The organism is Marinomonas algicola, from assembly GCF_014805825.1.
GTDB lineage: Bacteria > Pseudomonadota > Gammaproteobacteria > Pseudomonadales > Marinomonadaceae > Marinomonas > Marinomonas algicola.
This window is the reverse complement of record NZ_CP061941.1, coordinates 4,054,033-4,065,716: the sequence shown is the minus strand read 5'-3', so window position 1 is coordinate 4,065,716 and position 11,684 is coordinate 4,054,033. Positions and strand designations below refer to the sequence as shown.

General features: G+C 43.0%; 10 protein-coding genes. 8 read left to right on the top strand and 2 right to left on the bottom strand.

The annotated features are described in order from the left end of the window. Nucleotides 1–13: 13 nt before the first annotated feature. The 6 genes from IEZ33_RS18630 to IEZ33_RS18605 all read left to right on the top strand — a co-directional run bounded on the left by IEZ33_RS18630 (nt 14) and on the right by IEZ33_RS18605 (nt 6,390). Complete coding sequence (locus IEZ33_RS18630) at nt 14–745, top strand: 5-oxoprolinase subunit PxpA (protein ID WP_191601482.1); 732 nt, start codon at nt 14–16, stop codon at nt 743–745. Next, a complete protein-coding gene (pxpB, locus tag IEZ33_RS18625; protein WP_240009574.1) occupies nt 745–1,437 on the top strand; it encodes a 5-oxoprolinase subunit PxpB in 693 nt (230 codons plus the stop codon). Before IEZ33_RS18630 ends, pxpB begins: the two co-directional genes overlap by 1 nt. Further along, nucleotides 1,434–2,360, top strand: coding sequence for a 5-oxoprolinase subunit C family protein (locus IEZ33_RS18620; RefSeq protein WP_191601481.1), 927 nt, complete (start codon nt 1,434–1,436; stop codon nt 2,358–2,360). The genes pxpB and IEZ33_RS18620 overlap by 4 nt, the downstream gene beginning before the upstream one ends. A 50-nt stretch (nt 2,361–2,410) precedes the next feature. Further along, nucleotides 2,411–3,271, top strand: a complete 861-nt coding sequence (locus IEZ33_RS18615) for a DUF4392 domain-containing protein (RefSeq protein ID WP_191601480.1) — start codon at nt 2,411–2,413, stop codon at nt 3,269–3,271. A gap of 57 nt (nt 3,272–3,328) precedes the next feature. Beyond that, complete coding sequence (locus tag IEZ33_RS18610; protein WP_191601479.1) at nt 3,329–4,186, top strand: D-amino acid aminotransferase; 858 nt, start codon at nt 3,329–3,331, stop codon at nt 4,184–4,186. Between the two features lie 311 nt (nt 4,187–4,497). Beyond that, nucleotides 4,498–6,390, top strand: coding sequence for a methyl-accepting chemotaxis protein (locus IEZ33_RS18605; RefSeq protein WP_191601478.1), 1,893 nt, complete (start codon nt 4,498–4,500; stop codon nt 6,388–6,390). Between the two features lie 77 nt (nt 6,391–6,467). On the opposite strand, the gene IEZ33_RS18600 is transcribed toward IEZ33_RS18605, so the two are convergent. Together IEZ33_RS18600 and IEZ33_RS18595 are read right to left on the bottom strand one after the other, a co-directional pair. Beyond that, entirely contained in the window at nt 6,468–7,922 is a 1,455-nt protein-coding gene (locus IEZ33_RS18600; protein WP_191601477.1) for an ATP-binding protein, read from the bottom strand. Then, a complete protein-coding gene (locus IEZ33_RS18595) occupies nt 7,919–8,668 on the bottom strand; it encodes a response regulator (RefSeq protein WP_191601476.1) in 750 nt (249 codons plus the stop codon). The genes IEZ33_RS18600 and IEZ33_RS18595 overlap by 4 nt, the downstream gene beginning before the upstream one ends. Before the next feature lie 159 nt (nt 8,669–8,827). Between IEZ33_RS18595 and IEZ33_RS18590 the strand changes: the two genes are divergently transcribed. Further along, complete coding sequence (locus IEZ33_RS18590; RefSeq protein ID WP_240009573.1) at nt 8,828–9,856, top strand: carbohydrate kinase family protein; 1,029 nt, start codon at nt 8,828–8,830, stop codon at nt 9,854–9,856. 393 nt (nt 9,857–10,249) lie between these two features. Beyond that, nucleotides 10,250–11,617: an ABC transporter substrate-binding protein gene (locus IEZ33_RS18585; RefSeq protein ID WP_191601475.1), complete on the top strand. Its 1,368-nt coding sequence runs from the start codon at nt 10,250–10,252 to the stop codon at nt 11,615–11,617. Nucleotides 11,618–11,684 lie beyond the last annotated feature (67 nt).

Below are 11,684 nucleotides of genomic sequence, written 5' to 3'. Positions count from 1 at the left end.
AAAAGAGGTTGAAATGACTATGAAATTAAATTGCGATTTAGGTGAAGGCTACGGTTCTTGGAAAATGGGTTTGGACAGTTTGGCCATGCCCCATATAGATCAAGCTAATATTGCCTGTGGCTTTCATGCTGGTGACCCACAGTGGATGATGAAAACACTGGCCTTAGCGGCAGAGCACGCTGTTGAAGTCGGTGCTCATCCTGGGTATCCAGATCTTGTCGGCTTTGGTCGCCGCAGTTTGAAGTGCTCGGCAGAAGAAGTGCATGGCCTAATGTTGTATCAAATGTCGGCTCTAGACGGCATGGCTCGCAGTCACGGCTTAGAAATGACTTACGTGAAACCGCACGGTGCTTTGTATAACGATATGATGGCCAATACCGAGTTGCGCGGTCAAATTATGCAAGCCGTTGCCAAATTCTATCGTCCGATTCGTTTAGTTCTGCAAGCGACTCCTGAATCGATGGAGCATCGTAAAGAAGCCGATCAGTATGGTATAGCTGTCTCCTTTGAAGCCTTTGCCGATCGTTGTTATGCCGATGACGGTAAGCTCTTGGCTCGCTCAAAAGAAGGCGCCGTGCATTCTAAAGAAAAGATGCTGGCGCAAGTTCAGCAACTGATTGATAAAGGCACAATTACGACCATCAGTGGCCATGAAATGACGCTTGATGTAGATACTTTATGTGTTCATGGTGACAATGAGGCCGGCGTTCGTTCAATTGAAGCGATCAAGGAGATGATGTCCTAATGAAGGCTTCGATGAGAATAGACATCGCTGGCGAGAACGCGTTGATTCTATATTTTGCAGAGGTGGCCAGTGAGCAATCGGCCGCGGATGTGTTTGCGGCCACTCAAGCCTTAGAAGCGTTAGTGGGGCATGGAATCATTGATTTAATTCCTTCTTATGCTTCTCTTTTGGTTGTTTATGATGATGAATACTTCGATGTTTACCGTATGCGTTATGAGATCACTCAACGCATGCAAGCCGAAAACCAAAATTTTGAAGCAAAAGAAAGTCGTACCGTGGAATTGCCTGTGTATTATGGCACTGACGCTGGACCAGATTTAGAGGCGCTGGCTAAACAGGCAAATTTATCCGTTGAAGAAGTCATTGAAATTCATCAGTCGCAGTCTTACCAAGTGTTCGCTATTGGGTTCGCGCCTGGTTTTGCTTTTTTAGGTGAAGTGGATCAGCGTATTGCCGCGCCAAGAAAAGCAACGCCTCGTAAAGCGGTGCCAAAAGGCGCGGTTGCCATCGCAGATAGACAAACAGCGGTGTATCCATCGGTTTCTCCAGGAGGATGGAATTTGATTGGTTTGTGCCCAACGGCCATGTTTGATGCAAGCGCGACGCCATGTATGCCGGTGGAAGTTGGCGATAAAGTGAAATTTTATGCCATTAACAAAGATGAGTATTTGGCGTTAGGAGGTGAATTATGAAAATCCTACAGCCAGGTGTACTGTCTTTGGTTCAGGATCTAGGCCGTATCGGCAAACATCGAATTGGCTTAACTGTCGGCGGTCCTATGGACCCATTTGCGTTTCGTTGGGCCAACCGTCTTTGCCATAATCAAGATAACGAAAGTGTCATTGAGATTAGTATCGGTGGTTTTTCAGCCGAGTTTACCCAAAAAACGCAAATAGCGATTACCGGCGCCACGGTGGATGTGAAGCTTAACGGTAAGCCAGTCTCTATGTGGGAAACCTTGGATGTAAATGCGGGTGATGTATTGAAACTTGGCTTTGCATCGCAAGGCTGCCGTCTCTATCTTGCGGTGCTTGGTGGGTTTAACGTTGAGGCGCAATTTGGCAGTACGGCAACGGTTGTACGAGAAAATTTAGGTGGCTTATCCGGCAAAGCGTTAATCAAAGGTGATGTATTGACCTTACATAATACGGACTTCAAAGCTCGCGTTGCTATGCCAGAACAGCACAGACCAGATTACGCAGACTCTTCTCCATTAAGAGTTGTGTTAGGTTACCAAGCTGACAGCTTTAGTCGCCTTGATAAAACGCGTTTTTTTCATGGCGAATATACCGTCAGCGAGCGAATGGATCGTATGGGGTATCGTTTAACGGGCCCAGAATGCCACTCTTCCGTATCAAGCATGTTGTCTGAGGGAATTTCTCATGGCGCGATTCAAGTGCCTCCAGATGGCCAACCAATCGTGCTGTTAAATGATAGGCAAACAATCGGTGGTTATCCCAAGCTTGGTTCAGTGATGTCAATCGATACGGCTCGTTTAGCGCAAATGACGCAAGGCAAAAAAGTGTATTTTACGCCGGTAACGGTCGAAGAGGCACATGCAATTAATGTATTAGCACGTCGTAAAGAAGCGAGGATTGAACTGGCTTCTCTTTGAGGCGCAGATCAATCGCTCGTAATAGGCTAGGTTAAATTGTCGGAGAAACTATGACAGATATTTTAGAATCGATGAGTGTTGCTCTAGAAAATGCGCTAGTGGCACGTAATCTTCGAGGCATGGCAAGCGTGCAACCCAGTTTAAAGCCAGGATACTGTTTAAGAGCGGCAAAGGTCTTATTCAGTGCAAAAGGTGTGGTTTTGATTGGGACGGGCTTTCCGGTAACGGATACCTTTGAAACAGATGGCCCTTTAGGCGCAATTGCACTGTACCAAGCGTTAGAAGCGGTCGGTTCAACGCCTTATATCGTCTGTGGTGCGCCATTATCAAAAGCGTTAAGGGAAGATTACCGCATTGTTGAAATAGAAGTCGGTAAACACGCCTACCAAGCACAAGAAGCAAAAGCGGTGTTGGATGATTTGATGCCCAGCGTTGTGCTTTCTATTGAGCGTCCAGGCCAAGCGGCAGACGGTAATTATTATAATATGCGAGGTGAAGACATCAGTGCTCGCACCGCATGTTATGACACCTTTATGAAACAAGCCCGTTGTCCAACTATTGCCATTGGTGATGGCGGCAACGAAATCGGTATGGGGAATGTGACGTCAGCGTTAAAAAGCCTCGACATTGTCTCTGCGACCACGACTTGTGATGAACTCATTGTGGCGGATGTCTCAAACTGGGGTGGGTACGGCCTTATTGCCATGATGGGGTACTTAGATAATCGTGATTTATTGGCGGAGTTTGACCCTATAGTAACCTTAGAGTATTTGTCTAAGTTGGGCAGTGTGGACGGTGTAACGCGTTTAAATCAATTAACGGAAGACGGTCTGGACTCTTCTGTAGGTGACTCCGTGATACTTGAGTTACGTAAATTGACCGGATTTGATGTGTCTAGCAAGACAGAATAAACACTTTTGGCAGCCGCCATTTTTCATTACTGACTTTTATTTTATGTGGAGAACACTATGAGCACTGTTTATTTGAATGGCGCGTTTATGCCTATCGAGGAAGCAAAAATTTCCCCTTTAGATCGTGGCTTTTTGTTTGGAGATGGTATCTATGAAGTGATTCCATCCTATGATGGAAAAACAGTGGGATTAGAGCCACATATGCAACGCATGTTTGACGGTTTGTCTGCTATTGGCATTAAGTGTACTAAGTCTCTAGATGACTGGAAAGCGCTGATACAAGAGCTGATTGATCAAAATGGTGGTGGTAATCAGGGTATTTATCTGCAAGTTAGCCGTGGAGCGGACGTGAAACGTTATCATGCCTACCCTGAAGGCGTTGAGCCTACGATTTTCGCAATGTCGAACCCGATTAAACCGGCTGTTGAAGCGGATGCGAGTACCGCAAAAGGTTTCTCTGTAGCGACAACGCAAGATATGCGTTGGAAACGTTGCCAAATAAAATCCACAGCTCTTTTGGGTAATGTGATGCATTTCCAAGAAGGTTATGCCAGCGGTAATGATGAAATCTTGTTGTACAACGAAGACAATTTTTTAACCGAAGCCAGTTCTTCCAATGCGTTTATAGTAAAAGATGGTGTGGTGATTACGCCAGTTCAGGATAACCAAATTCTACCGGGTATCACGCGTAAATTAATTTTGGATATTCTAGAAAAAGACGGCTCTATCCCTGTTGAAGTGCGTAATGTGACGATGGAAGAAGTATTCAACGCGGATGAAATTTGGGTGACCAGCTCCAGTAAAGAGTTAGCGCCTGTTACCGTTATAGATGGGAAGCCTGTCGGCAATGGGAAAGTGGGTGACGTTTGGGAGGCCGCCTTTACGCTTTATACCCAGTTTAAGTTTGACTATTAAAATACTGTATACTCAATCTCTGTAGGTAATAGCATAGTGATCATTATCATTCTGCTATTGCCTATCCTTTCTTAGCGTAAATTCTAACATAATTTATCCCCTGCTATCTGCGAATTTTTTACTATAATAAAATGATATAACTTGGTTTAGTGACTTAATAGTCGCTCTATTGCTAATTTTAGAGTGCATTTTGGTAATTAGCCGTGTGATTATCTTGTCTTCTTGATAAGATTTTACGCAATTGATAGATTGCTTGAGCCTTTTTGAGCGGTCTAAAATAGGACGTTGTAGTGGATAAGAGGAATTGATTCATGTCGGTAAAAGTTCGTTTAATTTATGCTTTTGTGATTGCCGTGTTAACGACAACGATAGCGATGGGGTTGTTAAGTTTCTTTCAGGCCCGATCTGTGATGTTGGAGCGTACAACCAAGACTGAACTGCCAGCTCAAATCGCGCAAATAAAAAATGAAGTAGAAAATCAGATTGAAACGCTTTCTACTAATGCTGAAATTTTAGCAAATAATCCGATGATTTTAGACTGGGCTCAAAAGGGCTTCTCTAAAGATGGCGAGACCTCTCTTGTTTCTTTGTTAGGCAATATCCGTGAACGTTTAGATTTGGACGTTGCTTCATGGGCAGACAGGAAGTCGGGAAAGTATTGGAACCAAGATGGTTTTTTACGCGTCATGACAAAAGAGACGGATAGTTGGTTTTTTGACTTTACGACATCGTCTAAAAATAAAAATGTGAGTGTTTATCGCAGTAAATCGACAGGCGAAGTCAGCTTATTTGTCAATTATCAAAATTTGAATGGTCAAGGTTTGGCTGGTTTTGGCATGAAGCTCACTCAAATGACGAATTATTTAAACAGTTTTAACATCGGTGATGGTGGTTTCGTTTATCTTGTGTCGCAAGATGGGGTTATTAAGGTTCACCGTAATAGTAAATTATTGGAAAAAAGTAGTGTAACGGATTTATATGGAACAGAGGTAGGCCAAGCCTTATTAGGACAAAAAGGCGTAAACATTCAAATGACAGGAGACGCCGTTTTAGCGAGTCAATTTATACCTGCTATGGGGTGGATATTAGTCGCTGAAATACCTAATGATGTTGTTTTCGGTAGCGTTTCTTCCATGGGAAATACTTTACTGATACTAGGTGTAATATTAAGTATTGTGGCCGCCGTTGCAGCCTCATTTATCGGTGCCGCTCTGGTTAAACAGTTAGGTGTGGTCGCGGATAACTTAAAAGAAATCGGTGAAGGTGACGGTGATCTAAGCCACCGTCTAAGTGCAGATGGCCCTGTTGAACTGGCTGATATCGGTAATGGATTTAATAAGTTCGTTATTGTTATTCATAATATGGTTAAGCAAGTATTGCAAACCAGTAGTCAGCTTAATCAAGCATCAGAACAAATGTCTCACTCAGCAGAAACTATACTTAAAGATGCTCGTTTACAAAGTGATCGCACCTCAATGGTTGTGTCAGCGGTTCATGAAATGGAAATGTCAGTTAGAGAAGTGTCTGAAAATGCAGCCGAGGCCGCTACTTCCGCCCGAGATGTAAATAGAGAGGTTAATGCGGGCCTAAAAGTAGCCGATTCCGCTAAAGTTATTATTGAAAACTTGTCCTCAGAAAGCGAGCGTATTGCGTCAACTGTTGCAGATCTAGCGAAAAACTCGGAGCAAATAGGAAGTATTCTAGACGTTATTCGCAGCATCTCAGAACAAACGAACTTATTGGCTTTGAATGCGGCGATTGAGTCAGCTAGAGCGGGTGAACAAGGCCGTGGTTTTGCCGTTGTTGCTGATGAAGTGCGTAACTTAGCGAAGCGCACAGCTCAATCAACGGATGAAATTCAAGTAATGATTGATAAATTACAATCCGAATCCCGCAAAGCGTTATTGGCGTCACAAGCCGGGCAGGAAAAAGCGAGCGAAGGCGCTGAATCTGTTAAGAGTGTTGCCCTTGCGCTCAATACTATTTCTGCACAGGTAGATAAAATGAATGAGCTTAATCAACAAGTGGCAGCGACGACAGAACAGCAGTTATTAGCTATGGGGGACGTTGGTCAAAATATTACCAACATTCAAGAGTCGGTTAATCACAGCGTTATTACGGCAAATGGATTGACTGAAAACAGTAAATCTCTACGGATACTTTCTGTTGATCTAGATTCACTGGTTGCTCGTTTTAAGGTGTAGATCACTCTGTAGATCAGTATTCTGTTTATATAAAAAGCCCAAAATTGGGCTTTTTATATTCTCAGTCATTGTAATAGTTAATGTCTAGGTAGCTTGATAACCGCTTCGAGCCCTTTGGCATTGTCTAGATTCCTTAAGGTGACTTCCCCTCCATGCGCACGGGCAATGTTGCGAGCGATGCTGAGACCAAGTCCCATACCACTAGGGTGCCCAGAATGGTCACTGGTGAGTCTGGTGTAGGGTTGAAAGACTTTGTCTAGCTTGTCTTTAGGAATGCCGGGACCTTCATCTTGAATACGAATACACAGCCTTTCCTCATTATCATCGAGGTAAACGGTCGCCGAGGTACCATAATACAGGGCATTATCAATTAAATTGCCAAGACAGCGCTTAATTGCAAAGGGTTTACCTATATAAGGCGTCTTTAACTCTCCATGAATCCGTATGATTTTGTGAGCCAGAGCCGCGCTCGATTGCATGTCCAACAGCATGTTTTGAATGTTGACCTCGACTCTATTTTCATGAATATCGGTTTCTTTTACGCTTTGTAAAGCCCCTTTTACTAGCATATCGAGATCTTCTAAATCTCGAATCATAGCGTCTCTAACGTTATCTTCTTCCAGCATTTCGGCGCGTAAACGTAAGCGTGTAATGGGCGTTTTTAAATCATGTGAAATAGACGCAAATAATCGCTCTCTATCATTCAAATAACGTTGTAAGCGAATTTGCATGTCGTTAAAGGCATGGGCGGTGTTGCGTACTTCCGTACTACCAATTTCTTGCATCGGTCGCCAGTCGCCTTGCCCGAACTGTTCTGCGGCTTTCGCTAGGGTGGCTAAAGGTCTTGTTACGCGGCGAATCACCAATAAACTTAATATTAAGACAGTGATAATGGACGCGGCTAAGGAAAACAACCGCTCAGCGGAAATTGGAGAGGCACCTTCAAGAAAATAAGGATCTGGCATCAAGGTCGCAAGATAGAGCCATTCGTCTTCATTAATCTCAATTTGAATCACCAAGATCGGTGGGGCCAGAGGCTTTACTAATAAGCTGTGATGTCCCCAACGTTCCGGTAAGTCGGTTAACTTAATGTTGTTGCTAATCACATGCAGATCATCGGGACTCGAGAAAGCAATTTTAGGATCGGTAATGCCCAATTGCTTTGACAAAGTGTGGCGGAACTCTTCAATGACAATGTTTTTTAACGGAGAGTTGGGCAAATCATTAATGAGAATTTCTTCTTTATTGACTGTCACGAAAAAGCGAGTCCCACCCATATCTTGTAATTGGTCAATGACAATATGGCGATAGCTTTTTGGTAAAGAGGAAAAATAACTAATGGTTGAGGCGACTCGAAATGCCATAGGTTGGGACACCTCTTTAACATTTTGTTTGGCATCGGCTTCTAATTGTTTTAACCAAATACTTGAGCTAATAAACTGCGCTAAGGCGACGCCAAACGTCATAACGATTAATATCTGCCCAGAGAGAGAGTGAAGAAGGTTACGCATTTTCGATTGAATAGGCATCATATTGGACTAGGCGGCATGAGCGACTTGCTGACATCGGCTGTCAGAATATAGCCTTCTCCTCTGACGGTTTTGATTAATTGTGGATGGCGTGCATCTTCTCCAAGTCTTTGTCTTAATCGACTAATATGCACATCAATAAACCGATCTAAAGGTGCACTATCACGTCCTCTTGTTGTTTCAGCAATCTGATCACGTGATAGGACTTCACCAGGGTGCTGCAAAAATAAGGTTAATAAATTGTAGTCGGCTCCGGTGAGAGAATCGGTATGGCCTTCTGGGTCTGTGAGTTCACGAGAAACCGTATTTAATGAAAAATTAGCAAAGTTAAATAGGGTGTGTGGTTTACTTTTTTCGGCTGGAATCGGCTCAATATGTTCCATACGACGAAGAATGGCTTTCATTCTTGCTAGCAGCTCTCGTGGATTAAACGGCTTGGCTAAGTAATCATCGGCTCCAATTTCTAAGCCAATAATACGATCTGTTTCGTCTGAGTTTGCCGTTAGCATGATGACTGGTACATGAGAACTGGTGCGCAATTGTCGGCAAATAGAAAAGCCGTCTTCACCTGGCAGCATGATGTCTAAAATGATCAAATCAAATTCAGGATTCTGCGCAAACATTTCTATGAAGCGTTCCCCCGATTCCGCAGTCTCAACGTAAAATTGATGCTTTTCCAAATAAGTTTTTAATAAACTACGAATATCATCATCGTCATCTACTACAAAAATACGTCGTGCTTTTGTCATTTTCATTCTCATTTATTTGTTTTATAGCAATGAATTTTCCCTCTAGGTCTACTATACCTAATTGAGCGTAAGTATAGAAAAAAACCTTAAATACATGAGATTGATTTAATCTAATTCTGGCGTCATACTGCTGTCTATTTGAACCTAGGAAATAAAATTATGTCTGATATCAATAACTCTATGTCCTTCTCTGAAAGTGATCACAATGAGGAAAAAAACTTAGCTAAGGTGATGTCTTTTGGCGAGGCTTTGATTGATTTTCTTGCTCAGAACACAGGCAAGGATGAGATTCAAACCTTTGCCAAGTACCCTGGCGGTGCTCCCGCTAATGTGGCTGTGGCTGTGGCTAAATTAGGTGGCAATAGTCATTTTGTAGGGCAGGTAGGCAATGATTCATTCGGGCATTTTTTGAAGGATTCTTTAAATGAGTATGGTGTTAACACCAATGCTTTACTGATGACGAGTGCCGCTAAAACCGCACTGGCTTTTGTCAGTTTGGATGAAACGGGTGAGCGAAGCTTTGAGTTCTATCGTAATCCTTCGGCCGATATGTTATTTCGCCCGGAAGATTTTCTGTCTGAATGGTTTTATACCTCAAGAGGCGTTTTTCATACTTGCTCTAACACATTAACAGACGAGCACATTACTAAAGCTACCCATATAGGTGTACGAATGGCGAAAATGGCAGGTTGGATCGTCAGCGCCGACATTAATTTGCGTGCAAACTTATGGCCTGAATCGGGCGTGGATATTGAGCGCGTGATCCATTGGTTTCAAACGGCCGATGTGGTTAAAGCCAGTATGGAAGAGTTAGTTGAGTTATCAAGTGACCCAATGGCTTTAATTCAGTCGTCACTTGAAAAAGGCGTGAGTTTATTTGTGCTGACGGATGGTGCGAATTCAGTCCGGTACTTTCATAAGACTGGGCTTATTGGAGAAGTGGCTACCCCTAAAGTCTCGGTAAAAGATACCACAGCAGCAGGCGATGCTTTTGTCGGTGGTTTACTATTTTGTTTATCTGAAGTGGCAGGAGAAACAACGGTTGCTCTTATGACTCAAGAAGAGATACATAAGGCGATTTCATTTGCTGTAGCGTGTGGTGCATTAGCCGTAACCCAATTGGGTGCGTACCCTTCATTGCCTTCTTATTCTGAAGCAAGCGACATGCTTAATTCATTTACTTCATAAGTCTTTTTTAGAAGCTCAATTTAAAGGTTTAAGTTGAGCTCGCCTTTCTTCGCTATTGCCAGTTTCTTACTTAAAATAACCTTTCGTTACCTCATTTTTTATGCTGACGTGAGATCTCTGTGTTTTTTTTGAAATTAAACCATTGATTTAATTGTTGTTTTCTTGGATTGCTCGGTTTTTTTATTTTTTATCTTTGGGTTGACTTACGTTTGCTTAAAAAACAAACAAAATTAAGTGGATATTAAGACCGCTCTGATATTGAAAAAAACCAGCACTTTGACAATACTTTTAAAAGTATCTTAATCCTTAAAGAAAACATTAAGACGTGCTCATTAACTTACATAATAAAAATAAGGAATGACTGAATCCTTCAGTATTCCGAGAGGAGTGGCAATGAATAAATCAATTCTTTCAACGGCAATGGCTTTAACATTATCAGCAAGTGCTTTTTCCGTCTCCAGTGCGCAAGCCGAAGACTTACTTTTCACACCGGGTGAAGATTCTCGCTTTAGTTGGTCCAGCTACGAAGCATTAAAGTCTATGGATTTAAAGGGTGAAAAAATTTCTGTATTTGGTCCTTGGCTGGGTTCAGAGAAAGAGCACTTTGATCATGTGATTGCGTATTTTGAAGAAGCGACAGGGGCGGAGGTTGAGTACGCTGGTTCAGACTCATTTGAGCAACAAATTGTGATCGATACTCAAGCAGGCAGTGCCCCTAATGTTTCCATTTTCCCACAGCCTGGCTTAGCGGCAGATTTGGCGGCGAAAGGTTTGATCACGCCATTAGACGATAAGATTAAAGACGGTGTTGTGACAGATTATGCGGCAGGTCAATCATGGGTTGATCTAGCGACATTTAACGGCGCTGAAGGTGAAAAAGATTTTTACGGTGTATTTTATCGCGCTGATTTAAAGTCCTTGGTTTGGTTCTCTCCTGAAAACTTTGAAGATGCAGGCTATGAAGTGCCTAAAACAATGGAAGAGCTAAAAGCCTTAACTCAGCAAATTGTAGACGATGGAGCAACGCCTTGGTGTATCGGACTGGGTTCCGGCTCGGCGACAGGTTGGCCTGCAACCGACTGGGTTGAAGACCTTATGTTGCGTACTCAAACTCCAGAAGTTTATGATCAATGGGTGAATAATACGATTCCATTTGATGATCCAAGAGTTGTGAGCGCGATCGATGAATTTGGTTGGTTTGCTCGTAATGCTGACTTTGTTGATGGGGGGGCCGCTGCTGTTTCTTCAACGGACTTCCGTGACAGTCCTAAGGGATTATTTGCGTCACCCGCTAAATGTTATATGCACCGTCAAGCATCATTTATCCCGGCCTTTTTTCCTGAAGGAACTGAGTTAGGTTTAGATGCGGACTTTTTCTACATGCCTTCTTATGCGTCAAAAGATTTAGGAAACCCCGTTCTTGGCGCTGGTACCCTCGTAAGTATTACTAATGATTCTAAGGGAGCTCACGCTTTTGTAGATTTTATTCGTTCTCCTATTGCCCATGAATTGTGGATGGCTCAAACCGGGTTTATTTCTGCTCATTTGAAAGCAAACCCAGAACTGTATTCTTCAGATGCGGCCAAGAAGCAGGGTGAAATTTTACGTTATGCAACAACCTTCCGTTTTGATGCCTCTGATTTGATGCCTGGAAAAATAGGAGCAGGCGCTTTCTGGACCGGTATGGTTGACTACACTGGCGGCAAAGACTCAAAAGAAGTGGCGACGAGCATTCAAAAATCATGGGATGCCATTAAGTAATTCAATGACAAGGTAGTTTAACAAAGCATCAGGACACCTGTGTTGATGCTTTGTTTGATCTTCATAT

Coding starts and splice junctions, on each gene's coding strand:
- pxpB (WP_240009574.1), top strand. CDS start 745: ATGAAGGCTTCGATGAGAATAGACATCGCTGGCGAGAACGCGTTGATT.
- IEZ33_RS18610 (WP_191601479.1), top strand. CDS start 3,329: ATGAGCACTGTTTATTTGAATGGCGCGTTTATGCCTATCGAGGAAGCA.
- IEZ33_RS18620 (WP_191601481.1), top strand. CDS start 1,434: ATGAAAATCCTACAGCCAGGTGTACTGTCTTTGGTTCAGGATCTAGGC.
- IEZ33_RS18615 (WP_191601480.1), top strand. CDS start 2,411: ATGACAGATATTTTAGAATCGATGAGTGTTGCTCTAGAAAATGCGCTA.
- IEZ33_RS18605 (WP_191601478.1), top strand. CDS start 4,498: ATGTCGGTAAAAGTTCGTTTAATTTATGCTTTTGTGATTGCCGTGTTA.
- IEZ33_RS18630 (WP_191601482.1), top strand. CDS start 14: ATGACTATGAAATTAAATTGCGATTTAGGTGAAGGCTACGGTTCTTGG.
- IEZ33_RS18600 (WP_191601477.1), bottom strand. CDS start 7,922: ATGATGCCTATTCAATCGAAAATGCGTAACCTTCTTCACTCTCTCTCT.
- IEZ33_RS18585 (WP_191601475.1), top strand. CDS start 10,250: ATGAATAAATCAATTCTTTCAACGGCAATGGCTTTAACATTATCAGCA.
- IEZ33_RS18590 (WP_240009573.1), top strand. CDS start 8,828: ATGTCTGATATCAATAACTCTATGTCCTTCTCTGAAAGTGATCACAAT.
- IEZ33_RS18595 (WP_191601476.1), bottom strand. CDS start 8,668: ATGACAAAAGCACGACGTATTTTTGTAGTAGATGACGATGATGATATT.